The sequence below is a fragment of the Paenibacillus agricola genome, assembly GCF_011440305.1.
GTDB lineage: Bacteria > Bacillota > Bacilli > Paenibacillales > NBRC-103111 > Paenibacillus_S > Paenibacillus_S agricola.
This window is the reverse complement of record NZ_JAAOIW010000014.1, coordinates 15,516-40,491: the sequence shown is the minus strand read 5'-3', so window position 1 is coordinate 40,491 and position 24,976 is coordinate 15,516. Positions and strand designations below refer to the sequence as shown.

25 protein-coding genes and 1 riboswitch are annotated in these 24,976 nt (G+C 46.1%); of the genes, 2 read left to right on the top strand and 23 right to left on the bottom strand.

The window, feature by feature from the left end:
- Positions 1–89: 89 nt before the first annotated feature.
- The 22 genes from G9U52_RS28815 to G9U52_RS28710 form a co-directional block, all read right to left on the bottom strand.
- Entirely contained in the window at positions 90–491 is a 402-nt protein-coding gene (locus tag G9U52_RS28815; protein ID WP_166154170.1) for a F0F1 ATP synthase subunit epsilon, read from the bottom strand.
- Between the two features lie 101 nt (positions 492–592).
- Complete coding sequence (gene atpD, locus G9U52_RS28810) at positions 593–1,999, bottom strand: F0F1 ATP synthase subunit beta (RefSeq protein WP_166154168.1); 1,407 nt, start codon at positions 1,997–1,999, stop codon at positions 593–595.
- A gap of 152 nt (positions 2,000–2,151) precedes the next feature.
- Positions 2,152–3,012: an ATP synthase F1 subunit gamma gene (gene atpG, locus G9U52_RS28805; RefSeq protein ID WP_166154166.1), complete on the bottom strand. Its 861-nt coding sequence runs from the start codon at positions 3,010–3,012 to the stop codon at positions 2,152–2,154.
- Between the two features lie 120 nt (positions 3,013–3,132).
- Complete coding sequence (gene atpA / locus G9U52_RS28800) at positions 3,133–4,650, bottom strand: F0F1 ATP synthase subunit alpha (RefSeq protein WP_166154164.1); 1,518 nt, start codon at positions 4,648–4,650, stop codon at positions 3,133–3,135.
- Between the two features lie 16 nt (positions 4,651–4,666).
- A complete protein-coding gene (locus G9U52_RS28795) occupies positions 4,667–5,218 on the bottom strand; it encodes a F0F1 ATP synthase subunit delta (protein ID WP_166154162.1) in 552 nt (183 codons plus the stop codon).
- Entirely contained in the window at positions 5,215–5,700 is a 486-nt protein-coding gene (atpF, locus tag G9U52_RS28790) for a F0F1 ATP synthase subunit B (RefSeq protein WP_166154160.1), read from the bottom strand. Before atpF ends, G9U52_RS28795 begins: the two co-directional genes overlap by 4 nt.
- An 82-nt stretch (positions 5,701–5,782) precedes the next feature.
- Positions 5,783–5,998 (bottom strand): F0F1 ATP synthase subunit C, encoded by a 216-nt coding sequence (gene atpE / locus G9U52_RS28785; RefSeq protein WP_054796275.1) that lies wholly within the window; start codon positions 5,996–5,998, stop codon positions 5,783–5,785.
- Positions 5,999–6,110: 112 nt separating this feature from the next.
- Entirely contained in the window at positions 6,111–6,884 is a 774-nt protein-coding gene (atpB, locus tag G9U52_RS28780; protein ID WP_166154158.1) for a F0F1 ATP synthase subunit A, read from the bottom strand.
- Between the two features lie 25 nt (positions 6,885–6,909).
- Positions 6,910–7,275 (bottom strand): ATP synthase subunit I, encoded by a 366-nt coding sequence (locus G9U52_RS28775; RefSeq protein ID WP_166154156.1) that lies wholly within the window; start codon positions 7,273–7,275, stop codon positions 6,910–6,912.
- A 1-nt stretch (position 7,276) separates the two neighbouring features.
- Entirely contained in the window at positions 7,277–7,510 is a 234-nt protein-coding gene (locus G9U52_RS28770; RefSeq protein ID WP_166154154.1) for an AtpZ/AtpI family protein, read from the bottom strand.
- A gap of 173 nt (positions 7,511–7,683) precedes the next feature.
- Positions 7,684–8,826 carry a non-hydrolyzing UDP-N-acetylglucosamine 2-epimerase gene (gene wecB / locus G9U52_RS28765; RefSeq protein ID WP_166154152.1) on the bottom strand — a complete coding sequence of 381 codons (1,143 nt, stop codon included), beginning with the start codon at positions 8,824–8,826 and terminating at the stop codon, positions 7,684–7,686.
- Positions 8,827–8,878: 52 nt separating this feature from the next.
- Positions 8,879–9,508, bottom strand: coding sequence for a uracil phosphoribosyltransferase (upp, locus tag G9U52_RS28760; protein ID WP_166154150.1), 630 nt, complete (start codon positions 9,506–9,508; stop codon positions 8,879–8,881).
- A gap of 166 nt (positions 9,509–9,674) precedes the next feature.
- On the bottom strand, positions 9,675–11,894 hold the full coding sequence (locus G9U52_RS28755) for a helix-turn-helix domain-containing protein (protein WP_166154148.1): 2,220 nt from the start codon (positions 11,892–11,894) through the stop codon (positions 9,675–9,677).
- Positions 11,895–12,035: 141 nt separating this feature from the next.
- Positions 12,036–13,676, bottom strand: coding sequence for an extracellular solute-binding protein (locus tag G9U52_RS28750; protein ID WP_166154146.1), 1,641 nt, complete (start codon positions 13,674–13,676; stop codon positions 12,036–12,038).
- Positions 13,677–13,709: 33 nt separating this feature from the next.
- A complete protein-coding gene (locus G9U52_RS28745; RefSeq protein WP_166154144.1) occupies positions 13,710–14,585 on the bottom strand; it encodes a carbohydrate ABC transporter permease in 876 nt (291 codons plus the stop codon).
- Between the two features lie 12 nt (positions 14,586–14,597).
- Positions 14,598–15,458 carry an ABC transporter permease gene (locus tag G9U52_RS28740; protein ID WP_243767625.1) on the bottom strand — a complete coding sequence of 287 codons (861 nt, stop codon included), beginning with the start codon at positions 15,456–15,458 and terminating at the stop codon, positions 14,598–14,600.
- Positions 15,459–15,846: 388 nt separating this feature from the next.
- Entirely contained in the window at positions 15,847–17,094 is a 1,248-nt protein-coding gene (glyA, locus tag G9U52_RS28735) for a serine hydroxymethyltransferase (RefSeq protein ID WP_166154140.1), read from the bottom strand.
- A 42-nt stretch (positions 17,095–17,136) separates the two neighbouring features.
- The gene (locus G9U52_RS28730; RefSeq protein WP_166154138.1) at positions 17,137–17,706 is read right to left on the bottom strand and encodes a TIGR01440 family protein; all 570 of its coding nucleotides are present in this window, start codon (positions 17,704–17,706) and stop codon (positions 17,137–17,139) included.
- A gap of 35 nt (positions 17,707–17,741) precedes the next feature.
- Positions 17,742–18,203: a ribose 5-phosphate isomerase B gene (rpiB, locus tag G9U52_RS28725; protein ID WP_166154136.1), complete on the bottom strand. Its 462-nt coding sequence runs from the start codon at positions 18,201–18,203 to the stop codon at positions 17,742–17,744.
- A 161-nt stretch (positions 18,204–18,364) separates the two neighbouring features.
- A riboswitch (ZMP/ZTP riboswitch) is annotated at positions 18,365–18,444 on the bottom strand.
- A gap of 103 nt (positions 18,445–18,547) precedes the next feature.
- On the bottom strand, positions 18,548–19,132 hold the full coding sequence (locus G9U52_RS28720; protein ID WP_166154134.1) for a low molecular weight protein arginine phosphatase: 585 nt from the start codon (positions 19,130–19,132) through the stop codon (positions 18,548–18,550).
- A 164-nt stretch (positions 19,133–19,296) separates the two neighbouring features.
- On the bottom strand, positions 19,297–19,860 hold the full coding sequence (locus G9U52_RS28715; RefSeq protein ID WP_166154132.1) for a manganese efflux pump MntP: 564 nt from the start codon (positions 19,858–19,860) through the stop codon (positions 19,297–19,299).
- A 230-nt stretch (positions 19,861–20,090) separates the two neighbouring features.
- Complete coding sequence (locus tag G9U52_RS28710) at positions 20,091–20,930, bottom strand: ion transporter (protein WP_166154130.1); 840 nt, start codon at positions 20,928–20,930, stop codon at positions 20,091–20,093.
- A 446-nt stretch (positions 20,931–21,376) separates the two neighbouring features.
- On the opposite strand from G9U52_RS28710, the gene G9U52_RS28705 reads away from it, so the two are divergent.
- Together G9U52_RS28705 and G9U52_RS28700 are read left to right on the top strand one after the other, a co-directional pair.
- Positions 21,377–22,498, top strand: a complete 1,122-nt coding sequence (locus G9U52_RS28705; protein ID WP_166154128.1) for a cache domain-containing protein — start codon at positions 21,377–21,379, stop codon at positions 22,496–22,498.
- A gap of 120 nt (positions 22,499–22,618) precedes the next feature.
- On the top strand, positions 22,619–23,722 hold the full coding sequence (locus G9U52_RS28700) for a ligand-gated ion channel (RefSeq protein WP_166154126.1): 1,104 nt from the start codon (positions 22,619–22,621) through the stop codon (positions 23,720–23,722).
- A gap of 131 nt (positions 23,723–23,853) precedes the next feature.
- Here the strand turns inward: G9U52_RS28700 and G9U52_RS28695 are convergent, their stop codons facing one another.
- Entirely contained in the window at positions 23,854–24,924 is a 1,071-nt protein-coding gene (locus G9U52_RS28695; RefSeq protein WP_166154124.1) for an L-threonylcarbamoyladenylate synthase, read from the bottom strand.
- Positions 24,925–24,976: the final 52 nt, after the last annotated feature.

Here is a 24,976-nt window from a genome sequence, read left to right as displayed (position 1 = left end):
TTATATCAAAAGCCTGAATAGGTGTCTAACTAATAATCTTTATAGCAAAAAAACGAAGGAACTTTCGCTCCTTCGTTTCTATTGCTTGCTTATGATTTACCAGAAACGTTAATTCGATTCATTGCTCTTTGCAAAGCTAGCTCCGCACGTTTAAAATCGATAGCATCCTGCTTAGAGTTTAGACGCTGCTCAGCACGCGTTTTGGCCTCATTGGCACGGATCACATCAATTTGTTCCGGCAACTCGGCACTTTCTGCCAATATAACCACTTTATCCTTTCGGACTTCCAAAAAGCCACCGTTCACCGCAAGATAATGCTGTTTGCCGCTTTGCTTGATGATAACCGGTGCCACTTTTAGGGCAGTAACCAAAGGAATATGGTTCGGCAGAATACCAAGCTCTCCTTCTGTACCCTTCACGCTAATCATGTCCACCTGCTCGGCATACACTTTGCGTTCAGGGGTAACAATTTCCAGTAAGAAAGTACTCACTTGGACTCCTCCTAAAAGCTTTCGTATGGAAAGCTTTAATTCGCATGGTTTGCGTACGCAAACTTACTTCGTAAGCATACATTCAGTCCGCTTATGCGAACTTACATCGTTTTTGCTTTTTCAATCGCTTGTTCAATTGCACCCACATTATGGAATGCCGGCTCCGGAAGATTGTCATGCTTACCTTCAAGAATTTCCTTAAAGCTGCGCACTGTTTCTTTAATAGGAACATACAATCCAGGAATACCGTTAAACGCTTCGGCTACATGAAGCGGTTGAGCAAAAAATAATTGAATACGTCTTGCGCGGTGCACGGTTAGTCTGTCTTCCTCAGACAATTCGTCCATACCTAAGATCGCAATAATATCAAGCAGCTCTTTATACCGCTGCAAGGTTTGCTTAACGCCTTGCGCTACATTATAGTGCTCTTCGCCAACAATTTCCGGCGTCAAGATCCGGGATGAAGATGCGAGTGGATCTACGGCAGGGAAGATACCCATAGCCGCAATATTACGCTCCAAGTTCGTCGTTGCATCCAAGTGGGCAAACGCCGTTGCAGGAGCAGGATCCGTATAGTCATCCGCTGGAACATAGATCGCTTGGATCGAAGTTACAGAGCCTTTTTTAGTTGAAGTAATACGTTCTTGCAATTGACCCATTTCAGTTGCCAGCGTCGGCTGGTAACCTACTGCGGAAGGCATACGGCCAAGAAGCGCAGATACCTCAGATCCCGCTTGAGTAAAGCGGAATATGTTATCGATCAGCAGAAGCACATCACGACCTTCTTCGTCACGGAAATATTCAGCCATCGTCAAGCCCGTCAAAGCTACACGAAGACGCGCACCTGGTGGTTCGTTCATTTGACCGAAAACCATCGCGGTCTTGTCAATAACGCCAGATTCTTGCATCTCATGATACAGGTCATTACCTTCACGTGTTCTTTCTCCTACGCCGGCGAATACGGAAATACCGCCCAACTCGGAAGCAATATTATGAATTAATTCCTGCAATGTTACCGTTTTACCAACACCGGCACCACCGAACAGACCAATTTTACCGCCTTTAACATAAGGAGCCATCAAGTCGATAACCTTGATTCCTGTCACCAAAATTTCGGCCTGCGTCGACAATTCCTCAAATGCTGGTGCATTTCTGTGAATTGGGTTCGTTAATGTACGGTCAATTTCACCATTGTTGTCGATTGGGTTACCCAATACGTTAAATACACGTCCTAATGTTGCTGCACCTACAGGTACCGAGATAGCTGCGCCTGTATCGATCGCTTCTGTACCACGAACCAAACCGTCTGTAGTTGACATAGCGACGCAACGAACCAAATTGTCGCCCAAATGCACTGCAACCTCAACTGTCAACTTGATGTCCAGTCCGCCAGCAGTTGTCGCTTTTTTATCAATTGTGATTGCATTCAAAATCTCAGGGAGCTGCCCACGTTCGAACTCGATGTCGACAACCGGCCCTGTTATATTCACAACGCGCCCTTTGCTCAATGTTTTCTCCTCCTAAAGCTTTATGGAATAAAGCCACTTCGTAAGCATGAACTGAATGTAGCCTCAGTAAAACTTTGAGCCACTTCCCAAGAGTTGTACCGGAATTCCACCGACCTAACATCCATAGAAAGCGATTCTCTGTTCAATATTTATTAGCTTTGCGCGTTTGCACCAGCAACAATCTCTGAAATTTCCTGTGTGATAGCTGCTTGGCGTGCACGGTTGTAAACCAGTGTTAATGAACCGATCATCTTCGTAGCATTTTTCGTAGCACTGTTCATAGCTGTCATTCTAGCACCGAACTCGCTAGCTTTGCCTTCTAATACAGCGCTGTAGATCAAGGTCTCGGCATATTTAGGAAGCAATACTTCGAGTACACCTTCAGCTGACGGCTCGTACTCATAATCAGCAGTTACTACCGCTTCACTCATAACTTCCATTGGCAAAAGCTGCTTAATCATGGGCTCTTGGGTAATGGCATTAATAAAGCGGCTATATACCAAGCATAGCTTGTCGCAAGAGCCATTCTCGAAGCTCTTAACTGCTGCAGCTGCGATTTCTTTAATATCTGCAAAGCGCGGAGTGTCCGGTACACCGGTTACCTCTTCAGCAACACTGATGTTACGTTGGCGGAAATAATCCCTGCCCCTACGACCGATCACAAAAATCACATACTCACTAGGCGATTTGTGATTTTCTTTAATCTCTTGCATCACTCTGCGCAATACGTTGGCGTTATAACCGCCAGCCAAACCACGGTCGGATGTTACAACAAGATATCCGGTCTTCTTGACCTCGCGACTTTGCAGCATCGGGTGTTTAAGTCCTTTGCTGCCCGCCGCGATACTGGATACTACTTCCTTAAGCTTATCCGTATACGGGCGTGAAGCTTCGGCTGCTGCCTGTGCTCTTCTCAACCTCGACGCGGCAACCATTTCCATCGCCTTCGTAATTTGCTTGGTATTCTGTACAGATTTGATCTGGCGCTTAACTTCGCGCATTCCTTTTGCCATCTTGGTCACCTCTCACTCGTTGCTTCTCTGCTCAAGAAAAGCCTTCACTCGAAAAGCCTGATATAAGATTAAAATGGAACGCCGAGCTTCTCATAGAAGAGAAGCTCTTGTTCATTACTATTATACAGTTGTCGTAGCGAAGCCTCTTTGGAATTGCTGGATCGCATCCTTCAATGCCTTCTCGTTATCCGCTGTCAAATCTTTGGTATCACGGATACTTTGAAGAATCTCTGGATGTTCAGCGTCCATGAAGGCTAGGAATTCAGCTTCAAAACGGACGATGTCTTGTACAGGCGTCTCATCGAGATGGCCTCTGACAACCGTGTAGATCGAAACCACTTGTTTTTCAACAGATAGCGGTTGGTGAACGCCTTGCTTCAGAATCTCCAGTGTGCGGACACCACGGTTCAAACGAGTTTGTGTAGCTTTATCCAAATCGGAACCAAACGCAGCGAACGCAGCAAGCTCGCGATATTGCGCGAGGTCAGTCTTCAGCGTACCGGCAACCTTTTTCATCGCTTTAATTTGTGCGGAGCTACCTACCCGGGATACGGAGATACCTACGTTAACAGCTGGACGTTGACCGGAGTAGAACAGATCCGCTTCCAAGAAAATCTGTCCGTCCGTAATCGAGATAACATTCGTTGGAATATAGGCAGATACGTCACCAGCTTGCGTTTCAATGAACGGAAGAGCTGTGATCGAACCGCCGCCTAAGGCATCACTCAGCTTCGCTGAACGCTCTAATAAACGGGAATGCAGGTAGAAAACGTCCCCTGGATAAGCTTCCCGACCCGGTGGACGGCGAAGCAACAAGGACATCTCACGGTATGCTGCCGCTTGCTTGGACAAATCGTCATATACGATCAGCACGTGCTCGCCTTTGTACATGAAATATTCACCCATTGCGCAGCCCGCATATGGAGCCAACCACAACATCGAAGCAGGCTCGGAAGCACTTGCTGAAACGACGATAGTATAATCCATGGCTCCAGCACGGCGCAAGGTTTCTACAACGTTAACTACCGTAGATTGCTTTTGTCCGATAGCTACATAGATACATTTAACCCCATTACCCTTTTGGTTAATGATGGTATCAATGGCGATGGCCGTTTTACCCGTTTGGCGGTCACCGATGATTAACTCACGTTGGCCGCGGCCAACAGGAATCATAGCATCAATCGCTTTAATACCGGTTTGCATCGGCTCGAAAACCGATTTACGATCCATAACACCCGGAGCCGGAGATTCAACCGGACGTGTGCTAGTTGTGTTAAGCGGCCCATTGCCGTCAATTGGCAAGCCAAGCGCATTAACTACGCGGCCTATCAATTGCTCGCCTACAGGGACTTCAACGATTTTACCAGTACGTTTAACTTGGTCGCCTTCACGAATATCCGTGAAAGCTCCGAGGATTACGATACCTACATTGCTTTCCTCCAAGTTAAAGGCGTATCCAAGAACACCATTGGGGAACTCAAGCAGTTCTCCCGCCATAACATTCTCAAGCCCGTGTGCACGAGCAACACCATCACCGACAGTAATAACCGTACCTACGTCAACGACTTCAATATCGGATTTATATTGTTCAATTTGCTGTTTGATCAGCGTACTGATTTCTTCCGGTCTGATACTCATACTTCCTCACCCCTATCTACAGTGCTTGAGTTTGATTCAACGATTTCTGTAACCGCTCCAGCTTACCAGATAAGCTGCCATCATATAGACGGTCGCCGATACGAACTTTAATACCGCCGAGCAAGCTTTTATCGATAACCGATTCAACACGGATATGTTTGCCTGTTAAGTTGCCAAAAGAAGCTGCAATACCGCTCAGTTCTTCTTGGGTCAAGCTGACAGGTGTATACACGATGGCATTCGCTTGACTAAGCGAGGCATCGGCAATTTTTATATAAGCATTCACAAAAGCCTCAAGCAGTCCTTCTCTTCCTCTTTCGATCAGAAGCAATAGTGCTTGCAGCACCGCTTTTGAAACATCCGATTCAAAGATCTTCTTGATCAGCCCGATTTTCACATCATCCCCGATGCCTGGATGCTTGATCAGCTTGCTCAATTCCACATTATTTCTAAAAACGGTGATGATGTGGCCGAGCTCCTGCTCCACTTGGGTAACCCGCTGTTGTTCACGTGCTACTTCAAACAAGGCTTTCGCGTATCTGTTGGCTGCGATTGTGTCTTGACTCATTGATTGCCCCCTACTTCTTGCAAGTAGTGTTCAATCAATTGTTCCTGAGACTTCTCATCAATTTGCTTCTCAATAATTTTCGAAGCAATCATGACAGACATTGCACTTACTTGGCCGCGCAACGCAATGATGGCTTTATTCTTTTCGTTCTCAATATCCTTGACGGCTTCGTTCTTAAAGCGAGCCGCTTCATCCTTGGCGATACCAACAATTTCTTCGCCTTGCTTGGCACTAATTTTATGTGCACGTTCAATAATTTCTTGCGATTCCTGTCTAACCGCTTGCAAGGCTTGTTTTTGCTCGGCAAGCAGCTGCTCGGATTGAAGACGGTTTTGTTCAGTTGTTGTGATCTGCTCGGATATTAGACGTTTACGTTCTTCCATGATTCCCAACAGAGGCCCAAAAGCATATTTATTCAATAGCAAATATAAAACACCAAATGCAACGATCGCATATACAAACGATTCCCAATGCAAACCCATCTAAGCCACTCCTTTCAGTGATTTCAGGCAAAACGAAGGCGTGGACAGCTTAGGCTTTCCGCGCCGACCTAGTCGTCATAGATTAAGCACCAAAGAAGATTAGAAATCCAAGTACTACGCCGATAATTGGAACTACCTCAACGATACCTACACCGATAAACATAGTTGTTTGCAAAGTACCACGAAGTTCAGGCTGACGGGAAATCCCTTCAACTGTTTTACTAACGATCATACCATTACCGATACCTGCACCTAGTGCTCCTAAACCGATTGCCAAAGCTGCTGCCAAAAATTCCATTGTAAAATCCTCCTCAGAACTATTATTAGATTTGTTTATCGTTGTATGTGATCTTAATCCCAATCTAGCATTCATGATTTCATAGCATTATGGTGATTAAGCTTGTAAAAAACTAGTGGTTCTCTTCGTGTACAGTAGCCTGTGAGATGTAAACCATGGTAAGTATGGTGAACAGAAAAGCTTGAATGGCACCTACGAAAATACTGAAGCCCTGCCATGCAACCAGAAGCGGCGTTCCAAAAACTCCAGCCATCAAGATCGTGGCAATCAACACTTCACCCGCAAAAATATTTGCGTACAAACGCAGCCCAAGTGTTAGTGGCTTGGAAATCTCTTTAATCAAATTTAGAGGGAAGAAGAACCAGAACGGTTCGAAATAATGTTTTAAATAATGCTTCCTGTTTGTTTTAAGTCCCAAATAATGTGTTAATACAAATACAATGGTCGCTAATCCAAAGGTAACCGACACATCCGCTGTTGGCGACTTCCACCAAGCAACCTCTGCTCCATGTTCACCATGTGCATTTTTGATCATTTCCTCGGAAACAACTGTATATCCAAACCATGTAACTGGTTGCTCGTGTGTGGTAACAATACCAAACGGAAGACCCAGCAGATTGGATACAAAAATGAACATAATTAATGTCAAGCCCAGCGTTACAAACGGTCTCACCTTTTTGAGTGGCATGGTGCTGGCAATGAGCCCATGAACGAACTCTATAACCCATTCCATAAAGTTTTGCATGCGGGTAGGACTAGTGACAGACAAGCTTCTTACAGATAGCCGCGCCAAAATGAACACGATTACGCAGGAAACCGTGATCCCCAAAAAGCTGGAAATATCGATATTCAATCCACCAAGCTGTAATACCGGAAACTCATGCATTTAACATTTTCCTCCTTTCCATGCATTAAGAACTGTTCTTGCTAAAAAACAAGCCTCTCACAAGTGTCACCATCTGGACGAAGAATAATCCAATTATAGTGAAGACAAGGTCAATTTGCGGTATCTTTACAGCGCACATCACTGCAATAAGAGCCATGCAAACTCTGGAAAGCGTTCCCAGATTGCCCCGTTTCTCCGTTTTCTCCGTAATGTTCCGAGTAAACGCATCAATTTTAATCATGAGAATCCAAGCATTAATTAGGCTGACCAGCATTCCAAGCAGAAATCCGGCAGCATAAGTCCTGTAACCAGGTACCAGCACCCAAACAATCAGCACAACAGACACAAACAACAATGCGGCTCGAACGATAGGCTTTAACTGATCACTCATGTTATTCCTTCTTGTCCTCCAGTAACTTTTTTAGTACCAGAACGACCGTCGCGATACCGATAGCAAAACCTACCAATACGCCTCCGATTATCCAAGTCTTCACATCGCCAAATTGTTTGCCAGCTATGCTTCCTGCCCAATACCCTAACCCTATACAAAGGACAACTTCGATTCCAAGTGCACTGACTAAAGCAGCGGCGCGCCAAGGTTGATCATACGGATCTTTTGGACTCATAGACTACACCCTTACAATCCTCATTTATTTTATCGAAGGTTGGCTTCATTTGTCAATTGAAAAGAAAGCCAATTAATTCTGGGACATTACACGAAAACCCTTATACAGCAAGGGATTCCATAATATCAAACCAAACAGTACAACTGTACGGTCTTGACTTTGTCATGATTTCGTCACGGTTGAAACGATTCTGGCTTGCTTGCGCTATGGCCAAACTGGTAAAGGATGGCTTGGACAATCCGCTCCGACGCTTTTCCATCCCCATAAGGGTTGGCTGCTTGGCTCATTTTTGCATATAACGTGCTGTCGGTGAGCAAAGCTTTGGCGCGGCTATAGACCTGCTCCTCATCGGTTCCAACAAGCTCCAGCGTACCTGCATCGATACCTTCGGGCCGCTCCGTTGTTTCACGTAGAACTAATACAGGCACTCCATAGGAAGGCGCTTCTTCCTGAAGCCCACCCGAATCGGTGAGAATCATGTGGGTATGCGGGTATAAATTATGCAGCTCTAGCACATCCAGTGGATCAATTAGCTTAATACGTGGATGGCCATCCAGCATTTCATAGGCAGGCTCTCTTACAGCTGGGCTAGGATGGACGGGATACACAATCGCGATATCCTCGAACTCATCAGCGATCCGGCGAACAGCGCGGAAAATTTGGCGATGCGGTTCTCCCTGGGCTTCACGGCGATGTGCGGTCATCAGGATCAGCCGTTTTCCTGTTGCCCAATCCAGCACAGGATGGGTGAAATCCTGCTGAACGGTATACTGGAACACGTCGGTGACGGTATTGCCGGTGACGAAGATCGAAGCCTCCGACTTGTTCTCCTTACGCAGATTATCAGCAGCTAACCCGGTTGGTGCAAAGTGCATATCGGATAGGACACCCGTTAATTGGCGGTTCATCTCCTCGGGATACGGCGACATTTTGTTCCAGGTGCGCAAGCCTGCTTCTACATGCCCCACTTTGATCTGCTGCAAGAAAGCCGCATAGCTTGCCAAGAATGTCGTCAAGGTATCCCCATGGACGAGCACAAGATCTGGTTTTTCTTCGCGAAATACCGGGTCAATGCCTTGGAGAACACGGATGGTGACTTCATTCAAGGTTTGGCGGTCTTTCATAACATCCAAATCATAGTCAGGCGTAATATGAAATGTTTCCAACACCTGGTCGAGCAATTCCCTATGCTGCGCAGTAACGCAGACTTTTGATTCAATAAATTCCGGATGTTTCTGAAGCTCCAGCACAAGCGGTGCCATCTTGATGGCCTCCGGCCGGGTACCAAAAATCGTAATCACTTTGGTCTTGCCCATGGACAGAAATCCCCCTATGTATATTGTAGTATCAAGACAGTTAGCAGCACCTCTACTTGGTGCCGAACAAGCGGTCGCCCGCATCACCAAGACCAGGGATAATATAGCCATGGTCGTTCAAATAATTGTCGATAGCCGCTACATAAATATCGACATCTGGATGCATCTGCTGGACAGCATGAATCCCTTCGGGCGCAGCAATTAAGCACATCAGCTTCATCTGGGTGCAGCCTCTGCTCTTCAACGCCGTAATGGCCGCATTGGCCGAGCCTCCAGTAGCAAGCATCGGGTCAATGACAATCAATTCCCGCTCCAGCACATCAGTAGGCAGCTTTACATAATACTCCACTGGCTCCAAGGTTTCAGGATCGCGGTATAAGCCAATATGCCCTACTTTGGCAGCAGGCACCAACCTCAATATTCCATCTACCATGCCAAGGCCTGCACGCAAAATCGGGATCAGTCCCAGCATTCTGCCGGAGATGACCTTGCTGTCGGTTATGGCTACAGGAGTTTTGACCTGTATGGTTTCGAGCGGAATGTCTCTTGTTATCTCGTAAGCCATCAGGGTAGACACTTCATCAACTAATTCACGAAAATCCTTGGTTGTGGTCAATTCATCACGAATGTAAGTGAGCTTATGCTGTATTAGCGGATGGTCGCACACAAATACTTTTCCCATACACAGATCCCCTTTACGCCAAATCTTGTCCATTATAACACACTGACCGTTGGTTTCCTAACAAGTTTCGCGTGTTTCTGCAGAGCCTAATTTACGCATTTTGGACGTTGGTTCCCTGCTCATGGACTGTAGAAGATACGCACACCTTGGAGTATGGACACCCTCTTTATTTTTTTCGATAATCGCTGGGAGAAATCCCAATCGACTTTTTGAATGCCCGAATAAAACTAAAATAATGGAGGTACCCGATCTGGACGGAGATGTCCTGAATCGGCAGTTGTGTCTCCTCAAGCATCCTCTTCGCTTGGGTAATGCGGATTCCAGCCAAGAAATCCACAAAATTTTCGCCAAATTCATCCTTGAAAATGCGGCTGACGTAGCTTTTATTCATCCCGAATTGCTCGCTCAATAATTGCAGCGACATATTGGAATCAGCAAAATGCGTCTCAATATATTGCCTCACCTGATAAATAAGATGGCGGTTATTCCGTGTCTCACGAATCCCCCTCCAACTCTCCTCGACTTGAATTAATACAGCTAAATAGATGTTTTTAATTTCCTCTGCCGTTTCGAAGGTTTGGAGGGCTTCTGTCATGGGCCCGAGCGCGGTTTGCTTCCACATCTCCACGAATTCCACCGGAAAATCAGATAGCTCCTTGGTAAACGTAAAGGACATGTAATTGATTAAATTGATGATTTCCTTTGAGGTATGCCCGCCTTTTCCCAGTACCGCAAAAAAATACTCGAACTGCTTCCGCCAATCCTCATTTCCACTTTTATATAGTTGTGTAATGGACCTAATCAGCTCTAATAGATCAAACAGCTCCACCTCTGTCTGTCGGATAGTTTCTTGGTAAGCTATAACCCGGTTATTACCAATGGACGTTTTATGCTGCAGCGCTTCGTTAGCCTGCTGATACGACTTGCGAATACCAGTTACCTGCTCAAGCGTAGTGCCAATGCCAACGGTTACAGTGAAATCCAGATTCGTCTGCGCCCATTCCCTCAGCTTTTCGCCAATCGTCCGAATTTGCTCCGAATGCACCTCTTCAAGCTGGCTTCCCGAGCTGAATATGACTCCCAGCGTTTCCGCAGTAAGCCATTCACTCCAAACCTCAAGCTCCTGCTCGGCAGCCAGCTCATCCAATACATTGGTAATAACAAACTTTAATAAATATTGGTCCCTGTAAGTGTAATTATGCAAAAAACCCGCCATCCGGTCGATCTCCACCAAGACCACCGCAAATTCTACCCCATCTGGCCTTAAACCAAAGCTTTTCATTTCCTCGGCAAACTCGACTTTATCTACATCCCGATCCCCATCCAAGAGTTCATGAAAAAAGTGCTTTTTTCGATAAAGCAGATTCGTATCACTTTGGCTCTGGTAGCGATTCGCATAATCGATAATTTGGTCAACGGCTGAATCGACAAAATGTAAGAGGTCCTGGCTGGTGTTATCCATTTTCTGCTTGCTAAAAAAATCCGAGATCCGGTTCACGCTTGCATCAATCGGCCTTGCATACCTTTTGGAAAGATATATGGTACCTATCGTCGCTAATAGGACGAGAACCATCCCTGCGATAATCCAATTGGAATACCAATCAGATAGCATACCGTATTCGTAGCCGTCTTTGAGTCCACTGCGAACCTCAAGGCCTGAGAAGCTGGAGCCGAGCTTATACAGGTCACGCCCCCCTGGTTCATAACTCGAAGCCAACAGATTTTCTTGTTTATCGAAAAGCCTCACATAGCTTACGGTTTGCTTGGACATATCCTGTAGAAGCGTTTGAAACGCGTTAATGTCAATATTAATCACAATCATCCCATAGGGATTGGTGAACATCGGAAACTTCTTCACTAAGGACAGCACAGGAACTGTCGATGCTTGCGTTTCAAACTCCTTGTAGAGCCGTTTCCCCGTCCAATAGCTCGAAAACGGGGTATCTATTTCTTTCCTAATAAAATCACGGTCAGGAAACCGATCCAAGGTATGCGTCGATTCGAGACTAAGTATGCTTTGGTCGGATAGGCGGTACAAATAAATCGAATGGATCATCGGGAAGCTCGTTTTTATTTTGCTAAAGCGATTGGAAACCGTGCTATTCAATAGATACGGAGTGCTGCCCTCATATTTCTGAAACATATAGCTTTGCAGTTCATTGTTGGTGTTGATCTCGGCGATCGTGATTTGGTCTATATTCTCAAGCAAGGAATCTAGCCGCTGGGTCACATATTGCGTAAAAGCCTCGTTAGACTTCACCGTTTGTTTGTTGGATAATTCACTCAGCGTCATGAAAAACAGGAAGCTAAGTGCAAGCACAACCACATAAAGAATCGGCAGATATGTAGTAACCAGCTTAAAAAACCAAGCGTTTTTTGCTCTCATGGGGAACCTCCTACAAGTTTTCGTAGAAACCTGCTTCGTAAGCGGAAAAAGCGAACAGAAGCTGCCGGCAGTGAAACCTGCCGACAGCTCTTATGCTCCTATTGGAATTTGTTGGTTATTCAATTTGATATGGAGAGGTTTTTACTTGAAATTCATATCAAATAAATCCTTCTGTGTGACCAGCTGGTCTTTATTTTTACCATACCAATCCTGGTACCACTTCTCCAGCTTATCGCCGTCGGATTTCTTCCATAACGACTTCGCTTCCTGGTCAGCCTGGTCCACACTGTAGCCACTGCCGCTGACGATAGCCTTGTTGAATAAATCCTTAATCGGGTTGGTCGCATCATTCAACGTCTTATTGATAAAATCCATATCGGACGGTAGCTGTGGCATATAGCTTCCTAATGTAATATTGGACAGTGGCCGCTCTTTATTGATATAAATTTTGTACACATCATTCATCAGGTCAACGAATTCTTTCTCCACAGGCTTGCTGGTGTCAAAGGATTTTATTTGCGTATCAAACTCATTATACAAATATTGGCCGCCGACCATCCGCAAATCGCTGAGCCAATCGACTTCATTTTTATTTTTATCAGCACTGATGATCGTTTCCTTGCCATTCTCCACCTTATAATGGACACCCTCTTGGCCAAAATAAGAGGCTTTTATCATTTCAGGTGAGCTTAGGAAATCAACGAGCTTCATTACTGCCTCCGGATCCTTAGCATTGGCATTAACGACTGAGGTCATTTGTACAGGTGGATTAAATGGTGGCGTAAATTGGCCAAATGCGCTTTTGGGCAACGCAATAGCGATGAGCTTCGCATCAGGAACATTTTTTTTCAAGGTTTCGTAGGCACTGCTATAAAATCCGCGGATGCCGCCGCCCGAACCATAGATGCCGGTTTTGCCTTGCACAAAGTCCTGCTGTGCCTTTTTGCCGTTTTTATCCGTTAAAAAGTCTTTATCAATGACCCCGTCATCGAAAAGCTTTTTCTTAAACGCGCTTGCCGCCTTAAGCCGGTCCCAATCCTTCGTCCAATTCCCATCCTGCAGAATCCATGTCGTGTTTTGAAACATGTGATCCACCCAGAGATCATTTCCAGGATTCGTCGTGCTTAAATTCAAGCCGAACGTATCCTTCTTGCCGTTGCCGTCCGGATCCTGGTCAGCAAACGCTTTCGCAAGCAGGTACAGCTCTTCCGTCGTTTCGGGCACCTTCAAATTCAGCTTTTTCAACCAATCCTCACGGACAAGCAAGTAATGGTAAGGCACATAGCCGAGCACACGACCGAATTCATACAGCTTGCCATCTTCCTTCATGCCCAATTTTTTGAGCAGCGGAAACTTCGTTAATTGTTCCTTATAAACCGTGCTATATTTATTAATCATATCATCTATGGGCATAATTTGCTTCTGGTTATATAGTTGATTGCGGAACACACCATCATATTCCTGGATCAGGTTAGGGGCCGATCCCGATGCAAACAAGGTGTTAAATTTCTGCACCGATTCCCCACGCGGAACGGGCGAGAATGTAATGTTCATATTCGTTTTTTCCTGAATCCACGCCGTCCACAGATTTTTTTCTATCGTTCCTACGTCGGGAGGAATATTGCCTCGGTCGTACATCGACAGGCTGACGTTTTTTTTGGCTTTTGACGTATCGCCACCAGCTGCGGCGCCCTCTGAGGGCTTGCTGTCGGAGCAGCCTGCCAAAGCGGTGGTCAGGGTTAAGCTAATAACCGATACGATATAAATGGATTTTTTATTCATAAACTTGCCTCCTGTTTTTCTGATAATTGGGGCTTACCCCTTCACCGATCCGATCAACACGCCTTTAACAAAATATTTTTGCAAAAAAGGATACACAATTAACATTGGAACCGTCATCACGAATACACCCGCCGCTTTAATTGATTCCTCGGTAACCGAATTCAAGTCCTCCGGCGATTGATTAGCGACATCCTGGAGCAGTGTTTGGCTTTGAATCATTTGCTGGACCAGTACCGCAACATTATATTTGGCTGTGGAATTGATGTAGATCATCACATTAAAAAATGAATTCCAATGCGATACCGCATAAAACAAGACCAAGGCAGCCATTACCGGCATCGATAAGGGTAAAATAATCCGCATCAGCAGGCCCATCTCCGAGCAGCCATCGATCCGTGCCGCTTCCTCAATTTCTTCGGGCAAGCCCATAAAGAACGAACGCATAACAAGCATATTGTATACACTGACCAAAGCGGGAAGCCAGAGCGCACCGTAAGTATCGATAAGCCCAAGCGATTTGATGACCAAATATGAAGGAATCAAGCCCCCGCTAAACAGCATCGTGAAAATAATAGCCATCGTGAAAAACTTGCGGCCATACATATAGCTTCTCGACAACGGATAGGCGCAAAAAACCGTAAAAATCATATTCAGCACCGTGCCCACAATGGTGATAATAAAGCTATTTTGAAATCCGCTCATAATGCGTGTGCCAAAGAAAAGCTTGTCGTACGACTCTATATTCCAGCCGACCGGCCAAAGGGTTACGCTGCCGGATACGATAGCCGCATTGCTGCTAAGCGATAAGGCGAATAAATGCACCAAGGGCAGCAAGCAGCTTAAGGCAATGATAGACAAGATAATATAGTTGAACATGTAAAACCACTTCTCACTTCTTGTATCCTTCATTTTATCACCCCCTTACCACAAACCTTGGTCAAATCTTCGCGCAATACGGTTAGCCGCAATAACCAGGAATAAACCTACAAAGGATTCAAAAAAGCCCATAGCTGCGGCTAAGCTGAAACGCCCTCCATTAATACCAACCTTGAAATTCCAAGTGGAAATGACCTCAGACACATTAGAAACGACCGAATTTTGCAGCACATATACTTGGTCAAAGCCGACCTCCATCACATGGCCTACCGACAAAATAAACATAATAATGATCGTTGGTCGAATAGAAGGAATCGTGATATGCCAGATCTTCCGCATTTTTCCGGCTCCATCCAAGCCTGCTGACTCGTAAAGCGCGGGGTCAATCGACGCTAAAGCCGCTAAATATATAATCGCGTTCCAGCCGGCGCTTTTCCAGATGCCCGAGCCTACAAAAATCGTGATCCAAGAGCTAGGGTTATACAGGAACGGAAAAGAGCTTCCAAGCAATGGTGCCAACCAGTGGTTAATAATTCCCTTTTCCTGCGAAAAAATAAGAATAATCAGGCCTCCAATAATGACCCAATGCAAAAAATGGGGCAGGTACACGATGGTCTGGACGATTCGCTTAAACCACATTTTTCTTGCTTCGTTAAGGAGAATGGCCAGCATAACAGGAAAAGGGAAACCGACAACCACCTGTAAAAAGCTTAATATAAACGTATTGCGGATAATCTCAATCATTTTGGGCTGGGTAAACAGCAAGCGGAAGTTATCCAATCCAACCCAAGGGCTCCCCCAGATGCCATCATGAAAGTTATAGCTTTTGAATGCGATAATGAGCCCACCCATAGGTGCATAACGAAAAATGAGAAAATAAAGCACAACCGGCAAAAACATGAGCATAATTGGAACGTTTTGACGGAGCCTTTTTTTGTTCCAATTTCTGGAGTGTATGCGGGATGCCACGGTGGCTTTGGATTGTATTGGCGAAGAGATGGCTTTCACTCTCCTTTCTGTAGTAGTCATGTTGGATCGGCTGCAGCCTATCCTCAAGTTAGCCGATCGGAGCCTTATATTCAATTCACCATTTTCCATTTACCCCACATATTTTTACTGAAGCCCCATCCAGGCACAATCACCTATTTTGCACGCCACACGTTTCTTGTTATTCCATGTTCCATGCCCAGCTTAAAAAGTAAAAGGATAGCAAAAAACCTCCAAGCCCACGCTTTTGGCGGGTTTGGAGGCTTCTATATAACTGATCTTTTATAGTAAAGTTAAGAACCGGAAATTAGTAAGACAAACCAGGATAAAGTGGGAACTGGGCTGTAAGGTCTTTCACCATACCACGTACCTGCTCATGCACGGCAGCATCGGTTGGGTTTTTTAAGGTTAAAGCGATAATCTTGGCGATTGTTCTCATTGCTTCCTCATCCATGCCGCGGGAGGTTGCTGCTGGTGTACCTACACGGACACCACTGGTCACCATAGGCTTAGCCGGATCGAAAGGAATCGCATTTTTATTCACAGTAACGCCAACCTCATCCAGCAAATGCTCAGCTTCTTTACCAGTAATGGTCGTATTGCGAAGGTCGATCAGTATTAAATGGTTGTCCGTACCGCCGGATACCAGGTTAATGCCCTCAGAAATTAACGCATCGGATAAAGCTTTTGCATTATCGACAACCTTTTGCGCATAGGTTTTGAACTCAGGCTGCAACGCTTCACCAAAGGCTACCGCTTTAGCTGCAATAATATGCATCAACGGGCCGCCTTGTGTGCCTGGGAATACAGCTTTATCGATAGCAGCTGCCCATGGCTTGCGACAAAGGATCATGCCGCCGCGTGGACCGCGAAGCGTTTTGTGCGTTGTTGTTGTAACGAAGTGGGCATACGGCACCGGGCTCGGGTGAAGGCCAGCTGCCACCAAACCAGCGATATGAGCCATATCGACGAATAATAAGGCACCAACGTCATTAGCGATTGAACCCATAGCTTCAAAATCAATAGTACGCGGGTACGCACTAGCTCCAGCTACGATCATGCGGGGCTTATGTTTGAAAGCTAATTTACGGACTTCATCGTAATCAATTTGGGAATCGCTCTCTCTAACACCATAGGATACGAAGTTATACAGGATGCCGGATGCATTAACCGGACTGCCGTGCGTCAAATGGCCGCCATGCGCCAGGCTCATACCCAACACGGTATCGCCAGGCTTCAGCGCTGCCAAGTAAACAGCCATGTTCGCTTGGGCACCGGAATGGGGCTGTACGTTCGCGTGCTCGGCACCAAACAATTCCTTGGCACGGTCGCGGGCAATATCTTCAACAATATCCACATATTCGCAGCCGCCATAGTAACGTCTGCCTGGGTAACCTTCTGCATATTTGTTCGTCAATACAGTACCCATAGCTTGAAGCACAGCTTCACTTACAAAGTTCTCAGATGCAATCAATTCGATTTTGTCGCGTTGGCGGCCAATCTCCAAATTCATAGCCTCAACAATTTTGGGATCTTGCTTGCGTAGTTGGTCCATTATAATATCCTCCTAATTATAGCTATTATTATTGTATATAAATCACTCACAAAACCCAGCATCTGCTGGCTTCTCTTCTAATACATAAACAGCCCGAGGGCCGCCGATCAGCTTTGGTCTAGTATAAGCTAGTTGTACCGAAGCGTGTCCAATCATACGGATCGAAGGGCGAAGCGGAATCGCCACCGCCTTAAGATGCATCCCAATTAGGGTTCCGCCTATGTCGATCCCGGCATGCGCTTGGACCGCTTCTACAAGATAGGCCTGTTTTAAATGCTTAAACGCATAAGAGGCCATCGAGCCGCCCGCCCGCGGAACCGGGATTGCTGAAACCGGCTCTAATCGGTAGTCGAGCATTGCCGTTCGTTCTAACACAAGGGCACGGTTCAAATGCTCGCAGCATTGAAAAACAGGATGAAACCCAATTTCGGCTCGCACCGCTTCAACCGCCGCAAATATAGGCGCCGCTACCTCCTCCGTACCCGAGGTGCCGATATGGTGACCTAGCACTTCACTCGTGCTGGTGCCGATTACGAGCAGCTGGCCTGCCTGGACATTTCCAGCTTTGCACAGCTCACGCAGCACTAGTTCAACCTGAGGCTGAATATTCATGCTCCTCTGCCTCCCTTCTCACGCTCTATGAAAGGTTACGATGAAACGACGTTCGATTGGTTTTCTATATCCTTAACTTTGCTGATTCGATTCACATGTCTTTCACCACCGGAAAATTCGGTTTCCAGCCAAACCTTCACAATTTCCTCCGCTAGGCCAGGTCCAATAATCCGTTCGCCCATCGCTAATACGTTGGAATCGTTATGCTGGCGAGTCATTTGGGCGGAGAAAAGGTCATGGACAAGCGCACAGCGAATGCCTGGTATTTTGTTAGCGGCAATCGTCATCCCAATTCCAGTTCCACAAATCAGGATACCCCTGTCAGCGGTTCCTGCAACGACCCGATCACAAACTTGAATCGCATAATCGGGGTAATCGACGGAATCCGAGCAATTACAGCCTACATCCGTTACTTCGTGGCCCAGGGACTCAACAAGCTTAATAATCCCATCCTTCAAATGAACACCCGCATGATCAGCACCTATTACTATTTTCAACTGATTCGCCTCCTAGCAAGTTTCTTCAAGCATTTCTCACTTAAGCATCGACTATAACCCAAACAGCTACATTATAACGTAAACGACCTGCAAAAACGAAATGTGGAGCTTGGCGATAAATGAAAAAAGAGCATACTGCGTGCTTAATTCAGCACTGCAATGCTCTTTGCCCAGGCGACCGGCCGTATGCTCTGATGCTCCATTGTGGTTAATCCACTCGTCGCCAGTTACATCAGATCCTGCTTCTTTTTTCTATCATAGCGGAAATAAAGGAAGTTGTAAAGTCAAAAAGCCTAGGCTTTCGACTGCACGGGCATCACAAAAATTTCATAGTGGCTAATCGGTTACAGCTGTCGTTTCAGCTTCAGAACCAGCTTAACCAAGCTTGCTTCGATCTCCGCTGCACATTGCCTATAAAGGGACAATGGCCCTCCAAATGGATCAGCGATATCATAATTGGGTAGCGACTGCTCCAACACGCGGGCCCTTGCACGCTCCTCTGGTGTCACCGGCTGGGACAAGGCTTGCTTGACTTGGAGCTCAGCGATCAGCTGCTCTAGCTCCGCAATACGCCCTTCAGCAGCTTGGTCATCGCTCACAAATTCTTTTAAAGTGTGCATCTTGTCAACAAACTCAGGAAAACGCTGGATCGCTTGCTGCTTGTGGCTTGATGTCATCGTCAGCACCAGATCAGCCCAATCGAGCAAAGCACTTGTTAAAGAAGAAGAGCTAATGGACTGGAGAGCGTCCTTTTCCCGCAAAATAACAGCAGCATTCGTGGAAACTGGAAAACCGTCCCCCGCTGAGGTTCCGGCTGAACGGACTTCAACGCCTTCTATGCCCTGCTGCTTCAGCATGGCTCGAAGCATTCCTTCTGCCATCGGACTGCGGCAGGTATTGCCAGTACAAACGAACAAAATTCGATTCATCAGAGTCCCCTGCCTCTCTCAAACAAAATGATTTGCATAAAGCCCTATTCTTATTGTACCTCAAATCGCGTGAAATATGGAGGGGCTGAGGCGCTAGCGATTTGTTCACTAAAAAAGCCCACCTCTATGCCCAAGAAGTCAGCTTACGCAGAGAAACGTTCTGGTTACAATAAAAACCGAACCCCAAAAGCTAATAAAATAACACCACCTGCAGCTTCGCCGTATTCACCTAACCAACGTCCCGCTTTCCGGCCCAGCATCAAGCCGATAATAGACATTAATCCACCAACTGCTCCAAACATGATAACCGTCAGCACCCTATCGCCGGCAAACATGCCTAGAGAAACGCCCACAGAAAACGAATCGATACTGACGCTAAATGCAAATACCAGCATGCCCATGAAGCTTTTATGATTCATAGATTGGACAGGCTCCCCCTTTAAGGAGTTATATACCATATGGGCACCAAGGAGCACGAGTAAAATACCACCTGCTTTAGTCGCTACCCCACCTAACAAAGCACTCATATAACTGCCCATCAACATGCCTATTAGAGGCATGACCATATGAAACACAGCGATGATCATACTAAGCTTGAGGACATCCAGCTTTCGAATACCTCTCATCCCGATTCCGATGCCTAACGATAGCGCATCTAGGCCCAACGCAAATGCCATGATCAATATCGTAATGAATTGCCCCACCAGTAGTGGCGATGCCAAGCCCATCCCCAGTCCCCCTTGTCGTGTTCTTCACCAACATATGCGGACAAGTTAAGAAACATGACTAGTGCTTTCTTTCATTCACAACTAGGTATAGTAGCTAGTGGACAGGTAGGGAAATAAGCAGCGCAATGTGGACAATGTGAACAATACGAAGAACCAACAAGCTTTTATATCGTTTTCACAAAAACAAAAGAGGATCCTAGGGACCCCCTTAATTTGCAAAGAAAAAGCGATTAGCTGGATTTCTTGTGCTGCTGACTTTCTTCCATCAGTAATAGCTTCAACTCCATGATCTCGCTTTTCAGCTGCTGGACTTCCAGTACAACTCCTCTAATGTCATGTACATCCTTTTCAATCTCAGCGATATCCTCAACAACATCAGATGGAATATTCGATGCATTGTTAACAATTTCACCAACGACCAAGTTGAGCATAACAAAGACCGCAATAAAGATGAAGGTCACGAAGTAAATCAGCGAAAGTGGAGAGGATTCAGCGATAGGACGGTAGATGTTGGCCCAGTCATCGAAGGTAGCGATCTGGAATAAGGTAACGAGTGATGCCGATAAATCTCCAAAGTAAACGGGCGATAATTCCGCAAAAAAGGTAGAACCCACTACCCCGTAAATATAAAATACGATAACCATCAATAAGGAAATACTTCCGATCGTTGGAACCGCCATAAATAAGGAAGTGATGATCCGGCGTAATGAGCGAATGGAGGATATCGTCTTAAGCACCCGCAATACCCGTAATATCCGCAGAACGCTAACAAATTCAGATTGCAGGAAGGCAATACTTGCAGCGACAACAATAAAGTCAAATATGTTCCATCCGTCTTTGAAATAATTCTTGCGGTAAACAAATATTTTCAAAATAACTTCTATTGTGAAAACACCCAAAAATACGATGTCCAGCTTGTTAAAAAGGGATGCGTATGTAACGTTAATCGCAGGATAAGTCTGCATTCCAATGATGATTGCATTTAAGAAAACACAAAATAAAATAAAATTACTAAATTTCGGGCTGCTAACTAGCGCGCTTAGTCCCGACGGTTGCACCTTCGTATTCATAATAAGTTTTAACCCCCATTTAATTAAGCATCTAAGGCCTTCAAAAGATATAGATCATGTTAGTGGTAGACATTCATTACAAGGTCGGCCGTTAATAGGACTTAAAACTCATGCTAGTATGCTGCTTTTTGCTCGTGAATGAACTATCACCCCCAATTGATAGAAACTTCCATTATATGATATTCAATTTTTACCAACATGGCAATCCCCTTTATGCACAAATTCCCACACTTCTAGGTAGTTTAACCTATTATTTTTTCGTAAACCCATTGGTTTCGACAAAATGTTTACAATTTATTCCTACGACCTTATACTCATACTGTGTTGATGTTATTATAACTACCTGGTTATGTTAGTTACTTTCCTCTCTTATTATTTTCCAGAGTTAACACTGCTTTTTTTGCAATTGCCCCATTCTATGTACAAACAAAGGGAGGTTAAGCCGAATGAGTCTGAGCCGAAAGATCACTACTATCTTATTAATCGTAGTCCTAGTCACATCATCTCTGATCACCTATGTATTTTATCGGCAGCAAGTAGGCTTACAAGAAGTTGGCAAGCGAGAGTTAATGGATATGGTATCAGGCATTATCCAGAATAAAATTGGTGACCAAGCCGGCTTCATGCTGGGGCGTGCAAGTATGATCGCCGAGATACCTACTGTCAAAAAAGCAGTGAGAAACCGTGACCGCGATGCCTTAATTGCAGAGCTAACCGAAACGGCGAAATTACAGAAGTCCATGTTTGGTATTCTGCAATGGGCTTTTTATACACCAACCTCTAATTCAATTTTGTATATGTATGACCAGCAAAAACCGACCGAGGATGTTAGTGCATACCGCGAAATGATTAATGCAGCGAGCCGAAATAAAGAACCGCTTAAGGGCGTGGAAATCGGTCCTGCCGGTGCCGGTATTCGCGGAGTGATTCCGATAATGGATGGAGCAGGGCTAAGCGGAGTGATGGAGCTAAGCCTCGATTTCTCGAAATTCGGAGTTGAAATCAAAAAGAATACCGGCTTTGATGTTGGGGTATTTGTTGATGATGAATTGATGACCAGAGTCGCCAAGTCCGTTCCATCACCGGAAAAGCAATACATTATGGGCGGTTTAAGAAATATCCAATATACGGACTGGAATCTGGTCAGTAGCATTGTTACCCCTGAGCTGCTCAAGAGCACTACGGAGCTCACATTTTATGACAACAAGTTGGGTGGCATCAATTACGGGTCCCTGATGTTTCCCTTAGTAGATTTCAGCGGCAAAAAAATTGGAGTTATTGTTGCTACCAAAAGCATGGCTATATTCGATAAACAAATTCAGAAGGCACTTATTATTGCTATGATGCTTCTCGTGTTTCAGGTAATTGTCCTCACAGGAGCTGTATTGCTAATCACGAGGGGAATGTTAATTAATCCTTTCATGTCTTTGCGTAAAGCCGTTGAGGAAGAAGGCAATGAAACAGGCAAAGAGCTTGCTGCTAGAACCGATGAAATCGGGGCGATTGCCAAGAAGGTATTACAGTTAAAAACACACTTGAACCATTCAGAGGAAAACCAAAAAAAGTAACGGAATCATACCTACACCAATTAAATACGTCTTGCCAATAGGTTGATTAGAGGCCCGTCTGATGGATCCCATTTAATCTGGTACAACACTGATTCTGTGATACAAGAAGGAGGAAGACGTATGAAATTCACGAGATTGCTCCTAGTAATGTTCTTGGCAGGCTGGGCAGCATGCTTTGTGACACCTACCTTGATTATGGCTGCAGAGGATATGGGTAAGGAAGCGTCTGCCAGCAGAACAGACTTTCCGCAAAATGTCCAGCTTCCGTTAAAAGTTGGTGTAGCACTTAAGGTGAATAAATTGTATACGATCAATGAACTCGGCAATATGTTTCAGGCCGATGTTGATCTGAGATTTCGATGGCAGGATCCCCGAGTTGCCTTTAATAAAGCAGACTTCGGCGCGGATCGCCAAGAATTTTCAGGTGCTGAAGCGGCAGCTATGCTCAGTAAAATATGGACACCGGATATTCAAGTTTCCAACCAATCGGACAAGCCGCAGAAAGAGGAAAAAGGGCTAATCATTTTTATGGATGGTACGGTCCAATATAACCTGCGCTTGAAAGGAAATTTTGAGTCGACCTACAATCTCGATTACTTCCCCTTTGATACCCAAAGGCTGATGGTTAATGTGACCTCCCTCAAATACGGCTCAGGTAAAGTTCTATTCGAGCATTTAGAGGTAGATGACCAATATTCAGGTTTCGAATCTGGTCTTTACCTCAAAGGCTGGCAGCCGGAGAGAGTCAATTACCAAGCATCACAAATGAAAGGCTGGAACGGCATCCCTGTTTCCCATATTGAATCCGCACTTGAGGTAAAAAGGGAATGGACTGCCCATTTGTTTAACATTTATATTCCGCTAGCGATCCTGCTTGCGGTTCCCCTGATTGCATTGGGTGCCATCCGCCAAACCTGGCTGGTGCGGATACAAATGCTAACGGGTGCGATCATGGCGTACCTCACGTTCAGCTTTGCTACCACGATTCGTTACCCGGCATTAGGTGTAGACAGCTCGGTTTTCCATTTGATCGAATATGGGTTTTTGTTCTACTTGGTCGTTCTGGTCATTTTATTGACTGTATATAATGAGCATGTTTATAAGCCGTTTATGGACCGCTTTGTCGCAGTGGAGCTACATGCCTATATGAAGTGGAGCGTTCCGGTTTTTGTAGTGTTCGGTATTACCGCTTTATTTCTTTTCTCGTTTCTTAATCTTGAATAAACCATCTTGAATAAACCACTTGGAATAGTGGTATACCCAGACATATAAATTCCGTGCATGTCCATGAAAAGAACCTGCCGATTGGCAGGTTCTTTTCGCTTCCCGTGGAAAGGATATTCATTGGGAGCCTTTTACACGTATATAATTCGGTCTGCGGCGGCTTTGCGCAGCCGGTTCATAATGGCGGCCCCGATGCCCTCCTCGGGGCAAGCCTCCGCCACGATGAAGTCCGCGCCGGCTTCATCGAACTCGCGCAACGCGGCGTATAGCCCGTGCGCGATGGACTCTAGGTCACCAAGGCTTCCGCAGGTGACCACCGCATCCGCGCGCAGCGCATCGGCGTGCTCGCGGTAAGTGAGCACGCCCGTGCGCTCGCCGCGCGCGCGGGCTGCATCAAGCTCGCGCTGCAGGCGAGCGAGCACTCGTTCAGGGGACTGCCCCTGAACGAGTGTCATCGCACCGCGAGGCGCGTAGTGCGCGTACTTCATCCCGGGCGCGCGCGGCGCCTCGGTTGCCTCAAGGTGCGGCGAAGCCACACGCACCAGGGTGCCCGGCAGCGCCGCACGCAGCATCTCGATTGAGATGCTGCCCGGTCGCAGGATGTCGAGCACGGCTTCACGTCCTTCCATCGCCGTAGTATACGCCACGACGGTCGACTCCAGGCCAATGCCTGTTGCCCCGCCGTCTACGATGCCGTCGATCCGGCCTGCCAGATCGTCCAGCACATGTTCGGCACATGTAGGACTCGGCCTTCCCGAGCTATTAGCGCTGGGGGCAGCTACTGGGCAACCAGAAGCAGCAATTAATTGGAGCGCCAACGGATGGTCGGGCATACGCAGTCCCACAGTTGCCAGACCGCCAGTGACCAGTGGAGATAAGACGCCAGGCTTAACTGGCAGTACAACCGTCAATGGGCCTGGCCAGAAAACATCCAGTAAACGCGAAATAGCCTCATCCGGAGCAGCTGCCAGCTCCTCCATCTGAGACCGATTCGCAATATGTACGATAAGCGGGTTATCTGCCGGGCGCCCTTTGGCTGTAAATATTTTAAGTACAGCATCCGTTTGCCGGGCATCCGCCCCAAGCCCGTAAACCGTTTCTGTAGGAAAAGCGATGAGTCCGCCTTGGCGAAGTATAAGGGCAGGTTCAACCAAATCATGAATATCCGGCTGACTAGCCGATATTTTCCAATATTTAGTCATTACAGAAGCTCCAGTCTTTAAAGTTCCGTTAGTAGTTACTAGTGGGAATGGG

What these genes read in the sequence shown, in the direction of transcription:
- atpA (WP_166154164.1), bottom strand. Translation starts at nt 4,650, where the DNA reads ATGAGTATCAGACCGGAAGAAATCAGTACGCTGATCAAACAGCAAATT.
- G9U52_RS28775 (WP_166154156.1), bottom strand. Translation starts at nt 7,275, where the DNA reads ATGAGTGATCAGTTAAAGCCTATCGTTCGAGCCGCATTGTTGTTTGTG.
- G9U52_RS28770 (WP_166154154.1), bottom strand. Translation starts at nt 7,510, where the DNA reads ATGAGTCCAAAAGATCCGTATGATCAACCTTGGCGCGCCGCTGCTTTA.
- upp (WP_166154150.1), bottom strand. Translation starts at nt 9,508, where the DNA reads ATGGGAAAAGTATTTGTGTGCGACCATCCGCTAATACAGCATAAGCTC.
- G9U52_RS28695 (WP_166154124.1), bottom strand. Translation starts at nt 24,924, where the DNA reads ATGACTAAATATTGGAAAATATCGGCTAGTCAGCCGGATATTCATGAT.
- G9U52_RS28745 (WP_166154144.1), bottom strand. Translation starts at nt 14,585, where the DNA reads ATGAAGGATACAAGAAGTGAGAAGTGGTTTTACATGTTCAACTATATT.
- atpE (WP_054796275.1), bottom strand. Translation starts at nt 5,998, where the DNA reads ATGGAATTTTTGGCAGCAGCTTTGGCAATCGGTTTAGGAGCACTAGGT.
- glyA (WP_166154140.1), bottom strand. Translation starts at nt 17,094, where the DNA reads ATGGACCAACTACGCAAGCAAGATCCCAAAATTGTTGAGGCTATGAAT.
- G9U52_RS28715 (WP_166154132.1), bottom strand. Translation starts at nt 19,860, where the DNA reads ATGGGCTTGGCATCGCCACTACTGGTGGGGCAATTCATTACGATATTG.
- G9U52_RS28700 (WP_166154126.1), top strand. Translation starts at nt 22,619, where the DNA reads ATGAAATTCACGAGATTGCTCCTAGTAATGTTCTTGGCAGGCTGGGCA.
- G9U52_RS28720 (WP_166154134.1), bottom strand. Translation starts at nt 19,132, where the DNA reads ATGAATCGAATTTTGTTCGTTTGTACTGGCAATACCTGCCGCAGTCCG.
- G9U52_RS28705 (WP_166154128.1), top strand. Translation starts at nt 21,377, where the DNA reads ATGAGTCTGAGCCGAAAGATCACTACTATCTTATTAATCGTAGTCCTA.
- G9U52_RS28710 (WP_166154130.1), bottom strand. Translation starts at nt 20,930, where the DNA reads ATGAATACGAAGGTGCAACCGTCGGGACTAAGCGCGCTAGTTAGCAGC.
- G9U52_RS28755 (WP_166154148.1), bottom strand. Translation starts at nt 11,894, where the DNA reads ATGAGAGCAAAAAACGCTTGGTTTTTTAAGCTGGTTACTACATATCTG.
- G9U52_RS28750 (WP_166154146.1), bottom strand. Translation starts at nt 13,676, where the DNA reads ATGAATAAAAAATCCATTTATATCGTATCGGTTATTAGCTTAACCCTG.
- atpB (WP_166154158.1), bottom strand. Translation starts at nt 6,884, where the DNA reads ATGCATGAGTTTCCGGTATTACAGCTTGGTGGATTGAATATCGATATT.
- wecB (WP_166154152.1), bottom strand. Translation starts at nt 8,826, where the DNA reads ATGGGCAAGACCAAAGTGATTACGATTTTTGGTACCCGGCCGGAGGCC.
- G9U52_RS28740 (WP_243767625.1), bottom strand. Translation starts at nt 15,458, where the DNA reads ATGCTCATGTTTTTGCCGGTTGTGCTTTATTTTCTCATTTTTCGTTAT.
- atpF (WP_166154160.1), bottom strand. Translation starts at nt 5,700, where the DNA reads ATGGGTTTGCATTGGGAATCGTTTGTATATGCGATCGTTGCATTTGGT.
- G9U52_RS28730 (WP_166154138.1), bottom strand. Translation starts at nt 17,706, where the DNA reads ATGAATATTCAGCCTCAGGTTGAACTAGTGCTGCGTGAGCTGTGCAAA.
- G9U52_RS28795 (WP_166154162.1), bottom strand. Translation starts at nt 5,218, where the DNA reads ATGAGTCAAGACACAATCGCAGCCAACAGATACGCGAAAGCCTTGTTT.
- atpG (WP_166154166.1), bottom strand. Translation starts at nt 3,012, where the DNA reads ATGGCAAAAGGAATGCGCGAAGTTAAGCGCCAGATCAAATCTGTACAG.